This window comes from Streptomyces sp. NPDC054887 (assembly GCF_053610585.1).
Window position 1 is genome coordinate 24,371 of record NZ_JBSGYQ010000063.1, and the last position, 19,738, is coordinate 44,108.

Below are 19,738 nucleotides of genomic sequence, written 5' to 3' on the forward strand. Positions count from 1 at the left end.
TTCGCCCCGGTCCGCCCCGCTCACCCCGCGTCCACCCGCCGCAGCTCGCGGATCGGCCGCACCGCCAGCAGCACCGCGACCACGCCCAGCATCACGGCCACCCCCGCCAGCAGTACCCGCTCGGCGCCGACCGCCTCCGCCACCGGGCCCGCCAGCGCGCGGCCCGCCGCCATCATCAGCAGGGAGCCGGACACGTCGTACGCGTGGAGCCGGTTCAGGGCGTCGGGCGGGACGTGCGTCTGGACCGTCGTCGACCACATCACCAGCCAGAACGCGAAGGCCGCGCCGCCGGCGAACTGACCGATGCCGAGCGCCGGTACGGACATCCCAAGCCCCAGCACCACCAGGTTGAGCGCGACGCCCAGCAGCGCCACGGCCCCCGCCGCCAGCGGACGCACCGGCCGCAGCCGCAGGGCCAGCAGGCCGCCCGCGACACTGCCCGCCCCGTTGACCGCCATCAGAGCGCCGTACGCGCCCGCGCCGTGCTCCTCGGTCACCAGGACCGCCGTCAGCGGCAGCATCGGGCCGGCCACGGTCAGCCCGTACACCGTCCAGATCGCGATGACGCCCCACAGCCAGGTGCGGGAGGTGAACTCGTTCCACCCGTCGACCAGTTCGGCCACCAGCGAGCCGCGCTCGACCGGCTCCCCGACCGGCGGCAGCCGCAGCAGGAACAGGCACACACCGCTGACCCCGAACGTCGCCGCGTTGGCCGCGAAGACCGCTCCCGCGCCGCCCGAAAGCCCGGCCACCAGCCCCGCGAAGGCGGGGCCCGCCATGGTCATGAGCGCCTCGCACACCCGCAGGACCGCGTTCGCCCGCTGTACGTCGTGGGCGATGCGCGGCACGGTCGAGGCGACGCCGGGCTGGAAGAGCGCCGCGCCGACACCGCTGACCGCGCTCAGCCCGTACACCACCCACACCGACGGATCGCCGGCCGCGAAGGACAGGGCGAGCACCGACGCGCCGGCCAGCCGCAGCACGTCCGCGAGGATCATCATCCGGCGGGGCGTGAAGCGGTCCGCGAGTACGCCGCCGAACAGGACCAGCACCGCGAACGGGCCGATCCACGCGGCGAGCGCGTACCCGACGGACGAACCGGGCCGGCCCGCGCCGAGCAGACCGGCGGCGAGGGCGACGGGGACCATGCCGTCGCCGAAGACGGCGACCGTACGGGCCACGAAGAAGAGCCGGAAGTTACGGTTCCAGGGGCTGGGGGGAGCCATTCGCCCGGCGAGAGCCGTCTCGGGAATGTCCTGGGCTGCTGAACGCTTGTCCGTCACAGCGCAGACATGTATCAGGTGGAGGTCTATACCAGCCAGTGGTTAAGACCCGGGACACGACGACGGAGGCCTGCCCCATGCCAGAGGAGCGCCCCGCCGCCCCGCACCGCGTCGTCGTCCTCGCGCTCGACGGGCTGCTCCCCTTCGAACTCGGCATCCCGCACCGCATCTTCGGCCGCGCGAAGGACGAGGCGGGCACCCCGCTCTACGAGATCGTGACGTGTTCCGTGCGGCCGCCGGGACCGGTCCGCACGGACGCCGACTTCGCCATCGCCGTCGAGCACGGACCCGAGGCCCTGGCCACCGCCGACACCGTCGTGGTCCCCGCCTCGTACGAGCTGGGCCGCGTCTACGAGGAGGGCGTGCTGACCGAGGACCTGGCGGCGGCCTTCGCCTTCGTACGCCCCGGCACCCGCATGGTCTCCATCTGCACCGGCGGCTACGTCCTGGCCGCGGCGGGCTGCCTCGACGGCCGCCCCGCCACCACGCACTGGTCGGCCGCCGAGCACTTCCAGCGGCTGTTCCCCTCGGTCAGGGTCGACGCAGACGTGCTGTTCATCGACGACGGCGACGTCCTGACCTCGGCCGGGGTCGCGGCCGGGCTCGACCTCTGCCTGCACATCGTGCGGCGCGACCACGGCAGCGGCGTCGCCAACGAGGTGGCCCGCCGCACCGTCGTGCCGCCGCACCGGGAGGGCGGCCAGTCCCAGTACGTGCGCCGCCCGGTCCCCGAGCCGCGCCTGGCCACCACGACGGCCGCCCGCGCCTGGGCGCTCGGCCGCCTCCACGAGCCGATCCAGCTGCGGGACATGGCCGCGCGGGAGTCCATGTCGGTACGGACGTTCACGCGCCGGTTCCGCGAGGAGGCAGGGATCAGCCCCGGACAGTGGCTGACCCAGCAGCGCGTGGAACGGGCCCGTCACCTGCTGGAGACGACCGGCCTGTCCGTCGACCAGGTGGCCCGCGCCGCCGGCTTCGGTACGGCGGCCTCACTGCGCCAGCACTTCCAGGCGGCGCTCGGCGTTCCCCCGACCGTCTACCGCCGCACGTTCCGCGCCACGACGACGGACCGGGGGCGGTCTCAGAAGGTGAGCACTCCGCGCGCCACCCGCCCGTGACGGGCGTCGTCCACCGCCTTCGCGAAGTCCTCGACGGGGTACGTCCCGGTGACCAGCTCGTCCAGCAGCAGCCGGCCCCGCAGGTACAGCCCGGCGTACAGCGCGATGTCCCGCTGCGGGCTCGATGATCCGTACCGGCAGCCGAGGACGGACTTGTCCAGGTACATCGAGGAGACGAGGAACGAGGCCTCCGCCGTGGCGGCCGGCACGCCCAGCAGCACCGCCTGCCCGTTCCGGTCGAGCAGGTCGATCGCCTGCCGGATCAGCGCCGTGCTGCCGACGCACTCGAAGGCGTGGTCGGCGCCCGTGGGCAGGATCTCCCGTACGGCGTCCCCGGCGGCCGAACCCAGGAAGTGCGTCGCCCCGAACTGCCGGGCGACCGCTTCCTTGGCCGGGTTGGTGTCGACGGCCACGATCGTCGACGCGCCGGCGATCCGGGCGCCCTGGAGGACGTTGAGACCGACCCCGCCCGTCCCGATGACGACGACGGTGTCCCCGAGGCCGACCTTGGCGCGGTTGAGCACGGCCCCGACCCCGGTGAGCACTCCGCAGCCGATGAGCGCCGCCGACGTCAGCGGGACCTCGGGCGGAATCCGCACGGCCTGCACGGCCTTGACGAGAGTCCGCTCCGCGAACGCCGAGTTGGACGCGAACTGGTGGAGCGGCCGGCCGCCGCGCGAGAAGGGCCGCCCCGGCATCCCGATCGCCTTGCGGCACATCGTCGGCCGGCCCCTTCCACAGTCCGGGCACGCCCCGCAACTGGCGAGGGTGGACAGCGCCACGTGGTCCCCGGGCCCGACGTGGGTGACGCCCGCGCCGACCGCCTCCACGACCCCGGCGCCCTCGTGCCCGAGCACCACGGGCACGGGGAAGGGGATCGTCCCGTCGATCACCGACAGGTCGCTGTGGCAGAGCCCGGCCGCGGCGATCGCGACGAGCACCTCCCCGGGCCCCGGATCGCGTATCTCCAGGTCGTCGACGACCAGCGCCCGCGTGCCGTCGAACACCACACCTCTCATCGGGGCTCCCTCGGTAGGCCGAGCACGCGCTCGGCGATGATGTTCCGCTGGATCTCGTCGGAGCCGCCGTAGATCGTGTCGGCCCGGCTGAACAGGAACAGCCGCTGCAAGGAGTCGAGTACGTACGGCCGCTCCTCGTCCCAGTCGTACGGCCCGACCGCGGCGGCCGCGCCCCGCACCTGCACGGCGAGCTCCCCGAGGCGCCGGTGCCAGCCGCCCCAGAGCAGCTTGGCGACGCTGGGGGCGCCGGGGTCCGCCCCCGAGGCGCCCAGGGTCCGCAGGGCGTGGGCCCGCATGGTGTGGAGTTCGGCCCACAGCCGCACGAGCCGGGCACGGACGACGGGATCCGCGACGCCCTCCGCGGCGAGGGCGGCGCGCACGACCTCCCGCAGTTCCTCCGCGAAGCCGATCTGCTGCACGAGCGTGGACACTCCGCGCTCCACCGCGAGCAGCCCCATGGCGACGCGCCACCCGTTGCCCTCGCCGCCCACCACCTCCTCGGCGACGGCCCCGTCGAAGAACACCTCGTTGAACTCACTGGTCCCGGTCATCTGCCGGATCGGCCGTACGTCGACGCGCCCCGGCTGGTCCATCGGCACCAGCAGGAACGACAGCCCGTGGTGGCGCACAGATCCCGCGCCGGTCCTGGCCAGGACGAAGCACCAGTCCGCGTCCTGGGCGAGGGAGGTCCAGATCTTCTGCCCCGTGACGCGGTACACGCGCCCGTCCCGCACGGCGGAGGTACGCACCCCGGCCAGGTCCGACCCGGCGCCGGGCTCGCTGTACCCCTGGCACCACAACACCTCACCGCGCGCGATCGCGGGCAGGTGGCGCTGCTTCTGCTCGTCGCTCCCGTGGGCGACGAGAGTGGGAGCGAGCAGGTTCTCACCGATGTGCCCGGCCCGCGCCGGGGCGCGTGCGCGGGCGTACTCCTCGGCCCACACGACCTGCTGGGTCACAGTGACCCGCCGCCCGCCGTACGCCCCACCGTCCTCCCACCCGAGCCCGATCCACCCTCCGAGCCCAAGCTCCCGCTCCCAGCCCCGCCCCCCGCCACCACCACAACGCCCAGCGAGCCACGCCCGCGCCTCACCCCTGAACGCCTCGTCCCCATCCCCGAACCCGAACTCCACGCCACCCCTCCTCCCAACCCGCCCTCACACCCGGCACCCACCCCGAACACCCCACTCACCCGGACCACTGCAACCCGCGAACGCGCGGTGGCAGACGGGGACGTACCGGGACGCCCCCACTCACCCGAACAACCGCACCCCGAGCCGCGCCCGCGGGTCGCACCGGAGCACCCGGGCCGCGAACACAGGCGTACCGGCGCACTCGCGCTCGCCCGGCAACCACCACCCGGGCCGCGAACGGGCAGTGGCAGGCGGGGACGTACCGGGGCGCTCCCCGCAGGGTGTCGAACGCAACCACCCCGAACACTCCGCAGTACCGGAAAGGTTCGACACCCGAGGAGACGCCACGGGACGGCACCGCCCCCGAAGCCCCGGCGACCCGCCCCACACAAGAACCCCCGCCGCACGCCCCGCCCCGCACCGCCCCCGAAGCCCCGGCGACCCGCCCCGCACCAGAACCCCCGCCGCACCCCCCGCCCCGCACAAGAACCCCCGCCGCACCCCCCGACGCAAGCCCGCCCCGCCGACCGTCACGCATTCGGCCGCGCTCCCCGCCCCGCCGCCTCCGCCATGGCCGACAACCGCTCCAGCATCGGCATGGGATCCGTGCCGACCGTCCCCGGCAGGAAGTCCGCGATGCGCTCCGGCGTCCACCCCCCGCCCTCCGCGTACGCCGCCCGCAGTTCCCGAGGCTGTGCCCACACCGCGATCTTCGGCCCGGCGACCGTGTAGACCTGCCCCGTGATCCCGGACGCCCGCGCCCGCTCGGACAGCAGGTAGACGACGAGCGCCGCCACATCCTCCGGCTCCCCGATCTCCGCCAGTTCCATCGGCACGTTCGCGGACATCCGCGTACGCGCCACCGGAGCCACCGCGTTGGCGGTGACCCCGTACTTGTGCAGTCCGAGGGCGGCGCTGCGCACCAGCGAGATGATCCCGCCCTTGGCGGCGCTGTAGTTGGCCTGCGCGACGCTCCCCTGGTGGTTGCCGCTGGTGAAGCCGATCAGTGTCCCGCCGCCCTGCTTGCGCATCACCGCCGAAGCCGCGCGGAAGACCGTGAACGTCCCCTTCAGGTGCGTCGCGACGACCGCGTCCCACTCCTCCTCGGCCATGTTGAAGAGCATCCGCTCGCGCAGGATGCCGGCGACGCACACCACCCCGTCGATGCGCCCGTACCGCGTCAGGGCCGCGTCGACGATCCGCTGGCCGCCCGCCATGGCGGAGACGTCGTCCGCGACGGCGACCGCCTGACCGCCCGCGGCCTCGATCTCCTTCACCACCGCCTCGGCGACCTCGCTGGCCGGCCGGGAGCCGTCCACCGAGACGCCGTAGTCGTTGACGACGACCCGCGCCCCCTCGGCCGCGCAGGCCAGTGCCACCGCCCGCCCGATACCGCGCCCCGCCCCTGTGACAGCCACGACTTTGCCTGCCAAGAAGTTCCCCACAACCGGCCCCTTCCCGCGGTTTCTGACGGACCGTTAGATTTTAGGCGCACCCAGTCGCCCGGACACAAGCCCAAGGAGGCCCCCATGTCACTGCCGGCCGAGTTCCACGACATCGCCAAGCGCGTGAACAACTGGGGCCGTTGGGGCGCCGAGGACGAGATCGGCACGCTCAACCTGATCACCGACGACGTCGTACGCACCGCCGCCGCCACCGTGCGCACCGGCCGCCGCGTGCCCCTCGCGCTTCCGCTCCAGGAGGACGGCGTGCAGACGGGACTGATCCCCGGCCGGGTCAACCCGCTCCACACGATGAGCCAGATCAACCAGGAGCTGTTCGGCCCGGGTACGGTCGCCACCAGCGACGACGCTGTGACCATGGGCCTCCAGGCGGCCACCCACTGGGACGCCCTCACCCACGTCTCCCATTCGGGCAGGATCTACAACGGCCGCCCGGCCGACACGATCACGCCGCACACCCGGTCCCGCTTCAGCGGCATCGACAAGGCGCGGCACGTCGTCTCGCGCGGGGTGCTGCTCGACGTGGCACGCGCGCGCGGAACGGACCGGCTGGCCGGAGACCACGCGGTGACCCCCGAGGACCTGGCAGCCGCCGAGGATCTGGCGCGTACGACGGTCCGGGCCGGCGACATCGTCCTCGTACGGACCGGGCAGATCCGGACGTACCTGGCGGGCGACAAGCACGCCTACGGCCACCCGTCCCCCGGCCTGTCGGTCCGTACGCCCGAGTGGTTCCACGCACGGGACGTCGCCGCGGTCGCGAACGACACCCTCACCTTCGAGATCTTCCCGCCGGAGATCGAGAACCTGTGGCTGCCGGTGCACGCGCTCCACCTGGTGGAGATGGGCATGCTCCAGGGGCAGAACTGGAACCTGGAGGAACTGTCCACGGCCTGCGCGGAGGAGGGCCGGTACGCCTTCCTGCTCTCCGCGATGCCGGAGCCGTTCGTCGGGGGAACGGGCACCCCGGTCGCCCCGGTGGCGATCCTCTGACGGCCCGGAACGGCCGCCGGACGCCAGGGTGTCGGCCGAGCAGCGGCGGTTCACAACCGGACGGCCAGGAGTGTCGGCCGAGCAACGGCGGCGCACAACCGGACGCCAGAGGTGTCGGCCGAGCGACGGCGGGTGAACATCCGGCCGGTCGGGCCGTACGGCCGGGCCACTACGACGAACAGCCGGGCGGCGGCGCCTTGCGCACGCCCCGAGCGCGGCACGAGGGCCACCACCCGGCTCCGGCGTACGGGCCCTGCCCCTCCCGCTTCCCCCGGAGGAGCCGACGCCGAAACACGACCCGCGTTCGCCAAGGCCGGGCCGCCCTGGACGCGGCTCGGTTCCTCGGCGTCCCCTCGCAGCGAATCGCCTCACCCAAGGGTCACCAGAGCATCACCAACCGTCAACACCTGATGGGCGATTTACTCATTACGCGCTATTTGTGACAGCGCACGACGGCTCGTAGACCGTCGTCTCGTACGCCCCTGACGCCCCCACGGGCGCCCCCCGGTCGACCTCGCACCAGATGCGCTTGCCGGCCCCCTCGGACTGCCAGCCCCAGCGGTCGGCCAGCCCGTCCACCAGCTCGAGGCCGCGCCCGTTGGTGTCGTCGCCCTCCGCGTGCCGGGGTTTCGGCGGCCGGGCGCTCGCGTCGGCGACCTCGACGCGGACCGTGCCGTCGTCGGCGGTGCCGAAGAGCATGCGCAGCACGGCCGGACAGCCCGTGTGCACCACCGCGTTCGTGACCAGTTCCGAGATGAGCAGGATCAGCGTCTCGGCCAGCGGCTCGTCGACCCTTATCCCGCAGCCGGCGAGCCGCGAACGCGCCCACCGACGGGCGCGCCCCACCTCGGCGGGGTCGGCCCCTACCTCCAACTGCACCTGAAGCACCTGCACCGCTCACACCATCCGAACCGGCGGACACATCGCCTCGCGTCTCCACAGGGTCACGGAACGTGATTCCCTTACGAGACAGCATGGTTGACGTACAGTCACCGCAACAAGCGCTTCAGGCATATTCCAGCGCGAAGGAGTACGCGTGGTGCATACTGTGCGACGCGCGCTGCGGGAAGTCGAACAGGGGCGCGCACGGCGCCTCCGCACGGCGCGAGCGGCGCACATCTCGCGGCCCGGAGTCACCACCGAGGCGACGCCGGGACAGCTGCGCATCACAACCACTCGCATCCCACGGAGAGTACCGGAGCGCACCCCGACTCCAGGCCGTGACGAGTCACGCGAAGGACACAACCCGATATCGACGCACCGTAATCGGTCACCAGTCGCAGAGCGCCGTGACCGAAGGACCACCCAGAGCCACGAAACGCACGGAACGTAGCGCTTCTTGTCGCAACCGGTCACGGCGGCGTCGCTGTCACCGGCACCCGGCGCCCGCCCGGCAGCGGTCACAGCAGCACCGTGCGCCGCAGCAGCACCGTGCGCCGCAGCGGCACCATTCGCCACAGCAGCACCCCCGTTCACGGCAGCGCCGCCGCCAGCAGTTCCGCCGCCTCGCGTCCCGTCGGCCACCGCTCGGCCCGTACCCACGCCCGCTTCAGGTGCAGGTGCACGTCGGCCTCCCAGGTGAACCCCATGCCGCCGTGGACCTGGAGGCAGTCGCGCGCGTTGCGGACCGCCGCGTCGTCGGCGAGCAGCTTGGCCCCCGCGATCTCCACCGGGTCGCCGGTGACCGCCGCCCCGTACACGGCGGCGCGCGCCGTCTCGGTGCGCACGAGCATCCGCGCGCACAGGTGCTTGACCGCCTGGAAGGAGCCGATGGGCCGGCCGAACTGTTCCCGCTCCCCCGCGTACCGGACGGCCTCCGCGGTCGTACGGCCGGCGCTGCCGAGCTGTTCGGCGGCGGTCAGCAGGGCGGCGAGGCCGGCCTCGGGTCCCGGGGCCGCCCCGGAACCGTCCGGCGCGCCCGGTATGCGGTGCAGCGGCGTCAGCGGGTCCACGGAGCGTACGGGCACGGCCCCGTCGGCGTTCCCCGGGCCCCCGAGGACGTGGTCGGCCTCGTCCAGCCACTCCACCAGCCCGCCGTCGACCCGCGTCACCACGGTATCGCCGGTGGCCGCTCCCGGGACCGTTCCCGCGGCCAGGTGCGTGGCCACCAGGGGGCCCGGCAGCAGCACGCGGCCGGCCTCCTCGAAGACGAGCACGGCCTCGGGGAGGCCCAGGCCCACTCCGCCGTCCTGTTCGGGCAGCCGCAGCGCGAAGAGACCGGCGTCGCCCAGCTCCCGCCACAGCGCGCGGTCCAGGGCCGGTCCCGGGGCGCCTCCCGGTACGTCCGGCGCGTCGGCGGCGGCCCGCAGCCGCTCCCGTCCGAAGCGGCCCTCCAGGAGCTTGCGCACGCCCGCCCGCAGCGCACGCTGGTCGTCGGTGAGACGGAAGTCCATCAGCGCCCCCGGGGAAGGCCGAGGACGCGCTCGGCGAGGATGTTCCGCTGGATCTGCGACGTGCCCGCCGCGATCGTGTACGAGAGCGACGACAGCCGGTCCGCGGTCCAGTCGTGGTCCCGGTCCAGGCAGCCGGGGCCGAGCACCAGCGCGGCGGCGTCGTACAGCTCCTGGCGGGCGTGCGAGTAGCGCAGTTTGAAGACGGAACCGCCGTTCCCGGGAACGCCCCCCGCGTGCCGCGCCTCACTGACGTTCCACTGGGTGAGCCGCCACAGTGCGGTGAATTCGGCGCTGAGGCGGCCCAGGGTGCGGCGTACTTCCTGGTCGTCCCAGCGGCCGTTCCCGCGAGCGGCCGCCGCCAGCGCGCACAGGGTGCGCCGGCAGGCGACGACCTCGCCCACGAAGGCCGTGCCCCGCTCGAAGGACAGGGTGACCATGGTGACGCGCCAGCCGTCGTTCTCGTCGCCCACCCGGTGGGCGGCCGGAACGCGCACCTCGTCGAGGAACACCTCCGCGAATTCGGCCGTTCCCGTGAGCGTGCGCAGCGGCCGGACGGTGACGCCCGGAGCGTTCATCGGCAGGGCGAGCCAGGTGATGCCCCGGTGCGCGGGAACGTCCGGGCCGGCCGCTCGCGTGCGGACCAGTAGTTCGCACCAGTCCGCGACCTCCGCGTGCGAGGTCCAGATCTTCGATCCGGTGACGACGTACTCGTCCCCGTCGCGCACCGCGCGGGTGCGCAGCGAGGCGAGGTCCGAGCCCGCGTCGGGTTCGCTGAAGCCCTGGCACCAGATCTCGTCGCCCCGCAGGATGGGCGGGAGCCAGCGGGCCCGCTGCCGCGGGGTCCCCTCGGCGGCGATCGTGGGTCCGGCGTGCAGCAGGCCGACGAAGTTCGCGCCCACGTACGGCGCACCGGCCAGCTCGCTCTCCTCCAGGAAGATCAGGTGCTGGGTGGGCGTGGCGCCCTGTCCGCCCGCGTCGGCGGGCCAGTGCAGCCCCGCGTACCCGGCGTCGTACAGCCGTCGCTGCCAGGCCGTGTCGTACGCGCGCCGGCCCGGCCAGTCCGCCGGGTCCGGCCGGGGCGGCAGCCCCGGCAGCGTGGCCGCCAGCCACGCGCGCAGGCGGGCCCTGAACTCCTCTTCCTCCTCGGTGTACGTGAGGTCCATCAGCGGGCGGGGCCGGCGGCGGGGACGCGGTCGCGGTCCAGGTCGAGCGAGAGCATGCGGATGGCGTTGCCGCGCATCAGCTTGTAGACGGTCTCGTCGTCGAGGCCCTTCACGTGGTCGAGGGCGACTTCCTTGGTGTGCGGGAACGTCGAGTCGACGTGCGGGTAGTCGGTCTCGAAGGTGGCGTTGTCGCGTCCGACGACGTCCAGGGAGGCGACGCCGTGCTTGTCGCGGAAGAAGCAGCAGAAGATCTGCCGGTAGTAGTACGTCGAGGGGGGCTCGGGAATCAGGTCCCGTACGCCGCCCCACGCGCGGTGCTCCTCCCACACGTCGTCCGCGCGCTCCAGGGCGTACGGGATCCACCCCATCTGTCCCTCGCTGTAGGCGAGCTTGAGGCGGGGGAACTTCACCAGGACGCCGCTGAAGAGGAAGTCCGTCATCGACGCCATGGCGTTGTTGAAGCTGAGGGCGGCCTGCACGGCGGGCGGGGCGTCCGGGGACGCGGCGGGCATCTGCGAGGACGACCCGATGTGCATGTTGACGACCGTCCCGGTCTCCTCGCAGACCGCGAAGAACGGGTCCCAGTGGCCGGAGTGGATGGACGGCAGACCCAGGTACGTGGGGATCTCGCTGAAGGTGACCGCCCGTACGCCGCGGGCCGCGTTGCGGCGGATCTCGGCGACGGCCAGATCGATGTCCCACAGCGGGATGATGCACAGCGGGATCAGCCGGCCGCCGCTGTCGCCGCACCACTCCTCGACCATCCAGTCGTTGTACGCGCGCACGCAGGCGAGGGCGACCTCCTTGTCGCGCGCCTCCGCGAACGTCTGGCCGCAGAAGCGCGGGAACGTCGGGAAGCACAGGGACGCCTCGACGTGGTTGAGGTCCATGTCGGCGAGCCGCGCCACGGGGTCCCAGCAGCCGCGCCGCATCTCCGCGCGGGTGATGCCCTCCAGGGTCATGTCGTCGCGGTCGAAGCCGACGGCGGCGATGTTGCGCTTGTACGGGAACTTGAGGTCCTCGTAGATCCACCAGTCCGTCGGCGGGCCCTCGGGGTCCATGGTGATCCGGTACTTGCCCGCCTCGTAGGCGAGGTCGCCGATCCCGGCGGTCAGCGGCTGCGGGCCGCGGTCGCGGTACTTCGCCGGAAGCCAGGTCTCGAAGAGGTGCGCCGGCTCGATCACGTGGTCGTCGACGCTGACGATCCGAGGCAGTTCCATGGGGTGTCCTCCGGCGTTCGCGATCCCGACTTTCTGATGACCCGTCAGGTCTCAGGCTAGCCCCGCACCCCTGGACCGACAAGGCGCAGCGCCCTACGCTCTCCCAGCAATCTGACTACCCGTCAGCAATGAGGGGACCTGCCGTGACCGACACCCCGACCGACACCGCGTACGCGCTGGGCGCCTCCCGCACCCTCTGGGAACTCGTCGACCGCCGTGCCGCGCTCACGCCCCGGCGGCCCGTACTGCTCCAGGACGACCGGGTCCTCACCTTCGGCGGACTCCGGGACCGCGCGGAGACGGTCGCGGCCGGCCTGTACGCACGGGGCGTGCGCCCGGGCACCGTCGTCGCCTGGCAACTGCCGACGCGGATCGAGACGGTGCTCCTCTCGGTGGCGCTGGCCCGGCTCGGCGCCGTGCAGACGCCGGTCATCCCGTTCTACCGTGAGCGCGAGACCGGCTTCGCGCTGCGGGAGTCCAAGGCGGAGTTCTTCGCCGTACCGGGGCGGTGGCGCGGCTTCGACCACACCGCGATGGCACACCGGCTCGGCGCGCGCGGCGTTTTCGAGGCGTACGGGAACGTCCCGGAGGGGGACCCGGGAACGCTCCCCGCGCCGCCCTCCGACGGCGCCGCCGTGCGCTGGATCTACTGGACCTCCGGAACGACGTCCGACCCCAAGGGCGTCCTGCACACCGACCGCTCCCTGATCGCGGGCGGATCCTGCTTGGCGCACGCGCTGCGGCTGTCCGCGGACGACGTCGGCTCGATCGCGTTCCCGTACGCGCACATCGGCGGCCCCGACTACCTGGTGATGCTGCTCCTGTACGGCTTCCCCGCCGTCCTCTTCGAGCAGTTCGCCATGCCCGCCGCCCTGGACGGCTACCGCCGGCACGGCGTGACGGTCGCGGGCGGTTCCACCGCCTTCTACTCGATGTTCCTGGCGGAACAGCGCAAGGACCCCTCACGCAGGGTCGTTCCCACCCTCCGGCTGCTGGCCGGCGGCGGGGCACCCAAGCCGCCGGAGATCTACCACGCCGTCGTACGCGAGATGGGCTGCCAACTGACGCACGGCTACGGCATGACCGAGGTGCCGATGATCACCATGGGCTCACCGGACGACACCGCCGAGAACCTGGCGACGACGGAGGGACGCCCGCCGCGCGGAATGGAGATACGGGTCACCGCCGAGGACGGCACGCGCCTGCCCGCGGGCGCCGACGGGGAGGTGCGGCTGCGCGGCGAGGCCGTGTGCCGCGGCTACCTGGACCCGGCGCAGAACGCCGAGGCATTCGACCGGGACGGCTTCCTGATCACCGGAGACGTCGGGCACCTCACCCCGAGCGGCCATCTGGTGCTCACCGGACGGCTGAAGGACATCATCATCCGCAAGGGCGAGAACATCTCGGCCAGGGAGATCGAGGACCTGCTGCACCGGCATCCGGGCGTGGGCGAGGCGGCCGTGGTGGGCCTGCCCGATCCCGAGCGCGGCGAGCGGGTCTGCGCCGTGGTCGAACAGCCCGCGGGCGCCCCGCCGCTGACCCTGGAGGAGGTGACGGCGTATCTGCGGGCGCGCGGGCTTTCCGTGCACAAACTGCCCGAGCAGCTCGAAGTCGTGGACGCGCTGCCGCGCAACGAGACGCTGCGCAAGGTCCTCAAGTACAAGCTGCGGGAACGCTACGCGGGGGCCCCGGGCGCGCGCCCGGGGCCGGTGGATCAGGCTTCCGGGGCGTCCGGACCGGGCGTCGTGTAGTACGCGGCGAAGGCGGCCAGGATCTCTTCCTCGCTGATCAGGCCGTCACCGTCCGCGTCCAGCGCGGCCACTGCCGCCTGCGCCCGTTCCTCCGTCGCGCCCAGCACCCGCAGCACGCTCCCCGCGGCCTCCCGGGTGACCCGGGTGCCGCCGTCCTCGGAGGCGACGGCGATCGCCGCGTGCAGGAACGGGCGGGCGATCTCGGCGAACCGCTGCGGGTTGTCCCGCAGCCGTTTGACCGCCCCCGTGACGAACTCCTCGCGGGTGACCCGCTGGTCGCCGTCCACGTCGGCGATGCCCGCCATGCCCTGCCAGAACGCCTCGGCGCCCACGTAGAGCGACTGCCCCTTGTCGCAACGGGCCGTCGTCCCGAACTCGGCCAGCAGGGCGGCCGCCGCGGCACTGAAGTCCTCGCGGTCGATGTAGCCGTTGCCGTCCTGGTCGAAGCTCGCGAACCGGGCCGCTGTCTTGCGCTCGTACTCTGCGCTGTCCATAGGGGGGAGGGTACGACGTGGGCGGCCGGACCGGGGAATTCTCCCGGTTCTCAGGCGGAAAGGGCCTGTGCCTCGTCGTCGGCGGCCGTGGTCACGTCGGGGAAGACGTCGAAGAGGCGCCGTACGCCGAGGGCCGCGAGGACCTTGTTCACGTGCGAACCGTCGACCGCCCCGTGGGCGGGCAGGATCAGCCGCAGGTCACCGCCGCAGGAATGCATCAGGCGGCGGGCTGCGATCATGACACCGACCCCGCTTGAGTCGCAGAAGAGGACCTCGGACAGGTCCAGCACGACCCGGTGGCGGCCGTTCGCGACCGCTTCGTGGACGTGCTGGCGGACCGCCGGCGACGTCACGAGGTCCAGCTCTCCCGAAACGTGCAGTACGGCCCAGGCGTTGTGCTCGGCCTCGATCACCTTCAGCGTCACGCGTCTGGACCTTTCGTTCTGCTGATGCGGAAGTCGTCCTTCCATCTCGCGGCTGCCCCACCGCGTCCCCACGAAACGCGGCGCCGGGAAAGACACCCCCTGATGAGGGACCGGATCATTATCATCCTGGCCCGGAACACGGACGCACTTACCGTAAAGGCGCATGCTTGTCAGCGGCTCGCACTACATTCGAAGAAAGTGACGAGAGGCACACGGTGGGCAGGCGCACAGGGCTGGGGGCCGCATGGCGAAGGACGCACCACCCCGCTGGGACCGCAGGATGCAGCAGCGCCTGGCGCGCGGCGAGGCCGCGGCCCTCGGTGAGCTGTACGACCGGTTCGCGTCGCTCGTCTACAGCCTGGCGCACCGGGTGCTCGAGGACGACGCGGCGGCCGGCCGGATCACGCGCGAGGTCTTCGCCCGGATCTGGGAGGATCCGCACGCGTACGACCCCAAGCAGGGCTCGATGAGGTCCTGGGTGGCCGGTCTCACGCACCGGCAGGCGGTGCGCCGCCTGCGGCAGATCGAGTCGGCGGGGCCGCGGGACGGCGACGACACCTCGGAGGCTCTGGAGCAGAGGGTCCGCAGGGCCTCGGCGGCCGCCCGCGCCGACTACATCGTGACGTCGATGCCCGCGCCGCTGCGGGAGGCTCTGGAGCTCGCCTACTTCCAGCGCAGGGACTACCGGCAGACGGCCGCCGACCTGGGCGTCACGGAGGACGAGGCACGCCGCCGTCTGCGGCTCGGGCTGCAACTTCTGTCCACGGCGAACCCGCCCCGCCAGGACGGCATGTCGTCCCCTCCCGGATTCGGGGAGCGTCACCGGTGAACGCCGAACACGGCCCCAATGGGCCCCATGGACCTCGTGGGCCCCACGGACCACAGGGGCCCCACGGACCTCAGGGACCCCATGGACCACAGGGGCCGCGCGGCCCGCGCGGTCCCGAGGGCGACGGCCCGGGAGCCGGCGGCGGACGGGAGCGCCCGGAGGGCCGGGCTCCGCGCATACCGGCCCCCAGAGCAGCCGCGGACGACCGCGAGGTCCTGGAGCCGGCGCCCGGCACCCCTCCCCCGCCGGCGCCCTCGCCGGAGCAGGCGGCCGGGCCGCCGTCCGCGCCTTCGTCCGCGTCGCCCCGGGCCCAGCCGCCCGCCGCGGACCTGTCCCACCGCGTTCTCAAGTCGCTGCTGGGCGCCTGGGCCCTTTCGGCGTGCTCCGCCGACGAGACCGAGGCCGTCGAGGACCACCTCACCGAGTGCGCGCCCTGCGCGGACGAGGCCCTGCGCCTGCGGGACGCGGTCGGCCTGCTGCACGCCGACCGCAGCCTCGACCTCGACCCGCTGCTGCGCAACCGCGTGCTCGACGGCTGCCTGGGCCGCAGGCCCGCGCGGATCCCCGTGCCCGCCTGGGCCACGCCGTACGACGCCGAGACGGCGCGCCTTGACGCGCTGCTCCGGGACATCGGCGACTCGGAGTGGCACGCTCCGGTACGCCTCAAGTGGTTCGCGGGCCAGGAGGCGACCACCCGCAAGACGACGGTGGCCGGTGTCATCGGCCACCTCATGACCGTCGACGGACTGGTGTCGAAGGCCCTCGGCCTCGACGACCCGCTGGGCCCCTCGGGTCCCGTGTCGCCGTCGGACCGCACCGAGTCGTACTGGCGCGGCTCCCGCTTCCCGCCCACCCGGACCGTCCGCGAACCCTGGCGCCGGCAGAGCCACGACCTGATCCGCACGGCGTCCTTCGCGGGCCGCGGCGCGGCGGAGCTCTCCGTCTCGTACGGCGACTTCGCGCTGCCCCTGCGCGACGCGCTGCTGGACCGGGCGTTCGAGTGCTGGGTCCACGCGGGCGACATCGCGGACGCGGTGGACTATCCGTACGAGCCGCCGGCCGCCACGCACCTGAACAGCATGATCGACCTGGCCGCGCGGCTGATCCCGGCGACCCTGGCGGCCCGCCGCAGGGCAGGTCTCGCGGCGCCGCCGAAGGGCCTGGTGGCCGCCGGTTCGCCCGGCCGCTCGCTGCACCTGGAGATCGAGGGCGCCGGTGGCGGCGACTGGTACATCGCGCTCGACTCCCCGGCGGCGCTCGGCTCCCCCGACCACCAGGTGGCGCACGTCGCGCTGGACGGCGTCGAGTTCTGCCGGCTCGCCTCCGGCCATGTGCCGCCCGAGGAGGCGGCGGCCGGTCAGACGGGCGACCGGGAGGCCATCCGCGATGTCCTCTTCGCGGCGGCGTCGCGGACGGCGCTAGGCGAAGACCACCGTGCGGCGGCCGTTGAGCAGGACGCGGTGCTCGCTGTGCCACTTCACGGCCCGCGCCAGCGCCTGGCACTCCACGTCGCGCCCGATCGCCACCAGCTGCTCGGGCGTCACGTCGTGGCCCACCCGCTCGACCTCCTGCTCGATGATCGGCCCCTCGTCGAGGTCGGCCGTCACGTAGTGCGCGGTCGCGCCGATGAGCTTCACACCGCGCGCGTGCGCCTGGTGGTACGGCTTGGCGCCCTTGAAACTCGGCAGGAAGGAGTGGTGGATGTTGATGATCCGGCCGCTCAGCTGCTTGCAGAGGTCGTCCGAGAGGACCTGCATGTAGCGGGCCAGGACGACCAGCTCGACGTTCTCGGAACGTACGAGTTCGAGAAGTTGGGCCTCCGCCTCGGGCTTGTTGTCCCGCGTCACCGGAATGTGGTGGAAGGGGATGTCGTACGAGCCGACCAGCTCGGCGAAGTCCGTGTGGTTGGAGACGACCGCCGCGATCTCCACCGGCAGGGCGCCGATCCGCGTCCGGAAGAGCAGGTCGTTCAGGCAGTGGCCGAACTTGCTGACCATGAGGACGATCCGCATCCGCTCCTCGGGGCGGTGGATCTGCCAGTCCATGCGGAACGAGTCGCCGATCGCGGCGAAGCTGGCCCGCAGCTTCTCCACCGTCACCGGAGCGTCCGCCGAGAAGTGGACCCGCATGAAGAAGAGGCCGGTGTCGGGGTCGCCGAACTGCTGGCTGTCCTCGATGTTGCAGCCGGTCATGAACAGGTAGCTCGACACGGCGTGCACGATGCCCTGCTTGTCCGGGCACGAGAGGGTGAGGACGTACTGGTCCGTCGGGGGCCGGTCTGACGAAGGGGCGCGGTGCGGGTCGCTCATGCCCCGAGGATTTCACATTCGGACGGGCTCAGGCGGACCTGGTCAGGATCCGGATGACCTCCAGCGTGCGCGGCGCGCTGTCCGGGTCCTCCCCGTCGTTCACCGCGAGACGTACGTGCGCCTCCCGTGCCGCGCGCACCGCTTCCGGCCAGGCGTGGTGCTCCAGGTACGCCGACACGGGCGCGTCCGCGCCCACCTGGTGCATGATCTTGAGCACGCGCAGTACGGCGACGTCGACGAGCGACGCCTCCTGCGGGTCGCGGAAGATCGTGCCGACGTACTTCTCGGCCGACCAGTTGTCCAGCCAGGTGTCCTCCACCAGCCGGTACACGGCGTCTGTCACGTCTCCGTAGCCCTCGACGCCGGCCAGCCAGCACTCACGCTGGAAGACGGGGTCGGAGAGCATGTGCAGCGCCGATCGCACATTCGTGCGCCAGCGCCACCACGGCATGTCATTGAGCGGCATGCCGCCCATGGTGGGGGAGCGACGGCCGCGACGGGAAGAGTTCACCGAACCTTGCACGGTTGCAGATCGTACGTTCCCCCACAGCACAGGCACACGGCCCCCCGTAATTCACCTCGATGTCACTGCCCGTTGAGACATGCTCACTCCCGCGTTACCCATGGGGGGGAAACGTGCATGCACATGACCGGACGGCGCAGCTCCCTCCTCACCCGCTCCTTGCTCTCGAAGGCCACGGCGGCGATCGCCGCGGCCACGGCGACGGCGGTCGGAGCGTCGCTGCTCACCGGTTGCGGAACGCTCCCTGGGATCTCGGGGGGATCCAGGGAGCCCGTAACCGTGATGACGTGGGCGCCGCAGGGCACCTCGGCCACGAACATGCCCGGCATGCCCGCCATGGCGCAGGCGTACGCCCGGTGGGCCAACGCCAACGGCGGCCTCGCCGGCCACGAGCTGAGGATCATCACCTGCAACGAGCACAACAGCACCGTCGGGGCCTCCAAGTGCGCGAAGCAGGCCGTACGGGAGAACGCCGTCGCGGTGGTCGGCTCGTACAGCCAGCACGGCCGGGCCTTCATGGCGCCGCTGGAGGTCGCCGGCATCCCGTACATCGGTGGCTACGGAGCCTCCGACGACGAGTTCGCCAGCGTGCTCTCCTATCCCGTCAACGGCGGCCAGGCGGCCCTCCTCGCAGGCAACGGCAAGCAGCTCGCCCGCGACTGCGAGCGGGTGGCCCTGGTGCGGCCCGACACCGTCGCGGGTGACGCCCTGCCGATACTCCTGGGCGCCGGTCTCGCCGAGGGCTCCCGCAAGGCCCCGACCGACATCCGGGCGGCGGAGGACGCGAGCGACTACACCGCGCGTGCGCGGGACGCGCTCAAGGGGGCCGGCGCCTTCGACGCGTACGGGAGCGACAAGGGTTGCGTCACGGCGGTGCTCGGCGACCGTACGGAGACCTTCTTCGACTCGTTCCGCAGGCTGGAGGAGGAGACCGAGCGGAAGGTCGCCGTGGCGTCGGTCCTGGGAAGCGTCGGACAGCCGCTCGTCGACCGGACGGGCGGCAAGAGCGGACCGTTCGAGGGGGCGTACGTCACGGGCTGGTACCCGGTGGCGAGCGACGCGCGCTGGAACCCCATGCGCGAGGTGATCCGCAAGCACGCCTTCGCGGACAACCGCATCGACCCGGCCGATCCCGGGGTGCAGACCACGTGGATCGCGTACACGGTGCTCAAGGCGGTCCTGGAGTCCCTCGCGCGGGGCGGCGGTGACGACGACAAGGACAGCGTCTCGGCGGCCGACGTGGTCGGCGAACTGAACCACGTCGAGGGCGTGGACACCGGCGGCCTGACGCCCACCCTGAGCTGGCGCCTGGAGCACATGCTGGCGACGCGGGACCTCCCGCGCATCGTCAACAGGGACGTGACGTTCCAGGTGGTGCGGCAGGGGCGTCTGGTGTCCGCGAAGGAGGGCTTCGTGGACGTGGGCGAGACGCTGGTACGCGCGCCTTCCGGCGTATGACCGGCGCCGGGACGGTGTAGGGGCGGAGACGCATCGGCGAAGGGGGCGGGCGCGGAGTACGACGCGCCCGGCCCCATATACGTCCGCCCGCGGCTGTACGGGGTGTGGGCTGTCCGTGCCGGCTTTACGCGGTTCGGAGGCCCCCGTCTGACGGCAGGGGGGTG

Annotated in this window: 17 protein-coding genes and 1 pseudogene; 6 read left to right on the forward strand and 12 right to left on the reverse strand. The window is 72.7% G+C overall.

What is annotated here, in order from left to right; genetic code table 11:
• Window positions 1-20: 20 nt before the first annotated feature.
• Window positions 21-1,226 carry an MFS transporter gene (locus tag ACWGH0_RS27990; RefSeq protein WP_453407038.1) on the reverse strand — a complete coding sequence of 402 codons (1,206 nt, stop codon included), beginning with the start codon at window positions 1,224-1,226 and terminating at the stop codon, window positions 21-23.
• Window positions 1,227-1,360: 134 nt separating this feature from the next.
• On the opposite strand from ACWGH0_RS27990, the gene ACWGH0_RS27995 reads away from it, so the two are divergent.
• The gene (locus tag ACWGH0_RS27995) at window positions 1,361-2,401 is read left to right on the forward strand and encodes a GlxA family transcriptional regulator (protein WP_453407022.1); all 1,041 of its coding nucleotides are present in this window, start codon (window positions 1,361-1,363) and stop codon (window positions 2,399-2,401) included.
• On the opposite strand, the gene ACWGH0_RS28000 is transcribed toward ACWGH0_RS27995, so the two are convergent.
• The 3 genes from ACWGH0_RS28000 to ACWGH0_RS28010 all read right to left on the reverse strand — a co-directional run bounded on the left by ACWGH0_RS28000 (window position 2,365) and on the right by ACWGH0_RS28010 (window position 5,998).
• Window positions 2,365-3,420: an alcohol dehydrogenase catalytic domain-containing protein gene (locus ACWGH0_RS28000; protein WP_453407023.1), complete on the reverse strand. Its 1,056-nt coding sequence runs from the start codon at window positions 3,418-3,420 to the stop codon at window positions 2,365-2,367. The two genes, ACWGH0_RS27995 and ACWGH0_RS28000, sit on opposite strands and share 37 nt — an antisense overlap.
• Window positions 3,417-4,553 (reverse strand): acyl-CoA dehydrogenase family protein, encoded by a 1,137-nt coding sequence (locus ACWGH0_RS28005; protein ID WP_453407024.1) that lies wholly within the window; start codon window positions 4,551-4,553, stop codon window positions 3,417-3,419. Before ACWGH0_RS28005 ends, ACWGH0_RS28000 begins: the two co-directional genes overlap by 4 nt.
• A 530-nt stretch (window positions 4,554-5,083) precedes the next feature.
• Entirely contained in the window at window positions 5,084-5,998 is a 915-nt protein-coding gene (locus ACWGH0_RS28010) for an SDR family NAD(P)-dependent oxidoreductase (protein ID WP_453407025.1), read from the reverse strand.
• An 84-nt stretch (window positions 5,999-6,082) separates the two neighbouring features.
• Here ACWGH0_RS28010 and ACWGH0_RS28015 point away from each other — a divergent pair, with 84 nt between their 5' ends.
• A complete protein-coding gene (locus ACWGH0_RS28015; protein ID WP_453407026.1) occupies window positions 6,083-7,009 on the forward strand; it encodes a cyclase family protein in 927 nt (308 codons plus the stop codon).
• Between the two features lie 426 nt (window positions 7,010-7,435).
• Here ACWGH0_RS28015 and ACWGH0_RS28020 read toward each other — a convergent pair whose 3' ends face one another.
• The 4 genes from ACWGH0_RS28020 to ACWGH0_RS28035 all read right to left on the reverse strand — a co-directional run bounded on the left by ACWGH0_RS28020 (window position 7,436) and on the right by ACWGH0_RS28035 (window position 11,785).
• Window positions 7,436-7,903, reverse strand: a complete 468-nt coding sequence (locus tag ACWGH0_RS28020; protein ID WP_453407027.1) for an ATP-binding protein — start codon at window positions 7,901-7,903, stop codon at window positions 7,436-7,438.
• A gap of 578 nt (window positions 7,904-8,481) precedes the next feature.
• Window positions 8,482-9,402, reverse strand: a complete 921-nt coding sequence (locus ACWGH0_RS28025) for an acyl-CoA dehydrogenase family protein (RefSeq protein WP_453407028.1) — start codon at window positions 9,400-9,402, stop codon at window positions 8,482-8,484.
• Window positions 9,402-10,565, reverse strand: a complete 1,164-nt coding sequence (locus ACWGH0_RS28030) for an acyl-CoA dehydrogenase family protein (RefSeq protein ID WP_453407029.1) — start codon at window positions 10,563-10,565, stop codon at window positions 9,402-9,404. The genes ACWGH0_RS28025 and ACWGH0_RS28030 overlap by 1 nt, the downstream gene beginning before the upstream one ends.
• On the reverse strand, window positions 10,565-11,785 hold the full coding sequence (locus tag ACWGH0_RS28035) for an amidohydrolase family protein (protein WP_453407030.1): 1,221 nt from the start codon (window positions 11,783-11,785) through the stop codon (window positions 10,565-10,567). Before ACWGH0_RS28035 ends, ACWGH0_RS28030 begins: the two co-directional genes overlap by 1 nt.
• Before the next feature lie 143 nt (window positions 11,786-11,928).
• On the opposite strand from ACWGH0_RS28035, the gene ACWGH0_RS28040 reads away from it, so the two are divergent.
• The gene (locus ACWGH0_RS28040; RefSeq protein WP_453407031.1) at window positions 11,929-13,536 is read left to right on the forward strand and encodes a class I adenylate-forming enzyme family protein; all 1,608 of its coding nucleotides are present in this window, start codon (window positions 11,929-11,931) and stop codon (window positions 13,534-13,536) included.
• Here the strand turns inward: ACWGH0_RS28040 and ACWGH0_RS28045 are convergent.
• Window positions 13,500-14,030 carry an EF-hand domain-containing protein gene (locus tag ACWGH0_RS28045; protein WP_453407032.1) on the reverse strand — a complete coding sequence of 177 codons (531 nt, stop codon included), beginning with the start codon at window positions 14,028-14,030 and terminating at the stop codon, window positions 13,500-13,502. The two genes, ACWGH0_RS28040 and ACWGH0_RS28045, sit on opposite strands and share 37 nt — an antisense overlap.
• A 50-nt stretch (window positions 14,031-14,080) precedes the next feature.
• A complete protein-coding gene (locus ACWGH0_RS28050; protein ID WP_453407033.1) occupies window positions 14,081-14,455 on the reverse strand; it encodes an STAS domain-containing protein in 375 nt (124 codons plus the stop codon).
• Window positions 14,456-14,699: 244 nt separating this feature from the next.
• Between ACWGH0_RS28050 and ACWGH0_RS28055 the strand changes: the two genes are divergently transcribed.
• Complete coding sequence (locus tag ACWGH0_RS28055) at window positions 14,700-15,284, forward strand: sigma-70 family RNA polymerase sigma factor (protein ID WP_453407034.1); 585 nt, start codon at window positions 14,700-14,702, stop codon at window positions 15,282-15,284.
• Window positions 15,285-15,460: 176 nt separating this feature from the next.
• Window positions 15,461-16,705, forward strand: a pseudogene (locus ACWGH0_RS28060) (zf-HC2 domain-containing protein); the annotation flags it as partial.
• On the opposite strand, the gene purU reads toward ACWGH0_RS28060, so the two are convergent.
• Together purU and ACWGH0_RS28070 are read right to left on the reverse strand one after the other, a co-directional pair.
• Window positions 16,703-17,593 carry a formyltetrahydrofolate deformylase gene (gene purU, locus ACWGH0_RS28065; protein ID WP_453407035.1) on the reverse strand — a complete coding sequence of 297 codons (891 nt, stop codon included), beginning with the start codon at window positions 17,591-17,593 and terminating at the stop codon, window positions 16,703-16,705. The pseudogene ACWGH0_RS28060 and the gene purU sit on opposite strands and share 3 nt — an antisense overlap.
• A gap of 28 nt (window positions 17,594-17,621) precedes the next feature.
• Window positions 17,622-18,068, reverse strand: coding sequence for an SCO4402 family protein (locus ACWGH0_RS28070; protein WP_453407039.1), 447 nt, complete (start codon window positions 18,066-18,068; stop codon window positions 17,622-17,624).
• A 171-nt stretch (window positions 18,069-18,239) separates the two neighbouring features.
• Here ACWGH0_RS28070 and ACWGH0_RS28075 point away from each other — a divergent pair, with 171 nt between their 5' ends.
• Window positions 18,240-19,574: an ABC transporter substrate-binding protein gene (locus ACWGH0_RS28075; RefSeq protein WP_453407040.1), complete on the forward strand. Its 1,335-nt coding sequence runs from the start codon at window positions 18,240-18,242 to the stop codon at window positions 19,572-19,574.
• Window positions 19,575-19,738: the final 164 nt, after the last annotated feature.

Coding starts and splice junctions, on each gene's coding strand:
- ACWGH0_RS27990 (WP_453407038.1), bottom strand. CDS start 1,226: ATGGCTCCCCCCAGCCCCTGGAACCGTAACTTCCGGCTCTTCTTCGTG.
- ACWGH0_RS27995 (WP_453407022.1), top strand. CDS start 1,361: ATGCCAGAGGAGCGCCCCGCCGCCCCGCACCGCGTCGTCGTCCTCGCG.
- ACWGH0_RS28000 (WP_453407023.1), bottom strand. CDS start 3,420: ATGAGAGGTGTGGTGTTCGACGGCACGCGGGCGCTGGTCGTCGACGAC.
- ACWGH0_RS28015 (WP_453407026.1), top strand. CDS start 6,083: ATGTCACTGCCGGCCGAGTTCCACGACATCGCCAAGCGCGTGAACAAC.
- ACWGH0_RS28025 (WP_453407028.1), bottom strand. CDS start 9,402: ATGGACTTCCGTCTCACCGACGACCAGCGTGCGCTGCGGGCGGGCGTG.
- ACWGH0_RS28030 (WP_453407029.1), bottom strand. CDS start 10,565: ATGGACCTCACGTACACCGAGGAGGAAGAGGAGTTCAGGGCCCGCCTG.
- ACWGH0_RS28035 (WP_453407030.1), bottom strand. CDS start 11,785: ATGGAACTGCCTCGGATCGTCAGCGTCGACGACCACGTGATCGAGCCG.
- ACWGH0_RS28045 (WP_453407032.1), bottom strand. CDS start 14,030: ATGGACAGCGCAGAGTACGAGCGCAAGACAGCGGCCCGGTTCGCGAGC.
- ACWGH0_RS28055 (WP_453407034.1), top strand. CDS start 14,700: ATGGCGAAGGACGCACCACCCCGCTGGGACCGCAGGATGCAGCAGCGC.
- purU (WP_453407035.1), bottom strand. CDS start 17,593: ATGAGCGACCCGCACCGCGCCCCTTCGTCAGACCGGCCCCCGACGGAC.
- ACWGH0_RS28070 (WP_453407039.1), bottom strand. CDS start 18,068: ATGGGCGGCATGCCGCTCAATGACATGCCGTGGTGGCGCTGGCGCACG.
- ACWGH0_RS28075 (WP_453407040.1), top strand. CDS start 18,240: ATGACCGGACGGCGCAGCTCCCTCCTCACCCGCTCCTTGCTCTCGAAG.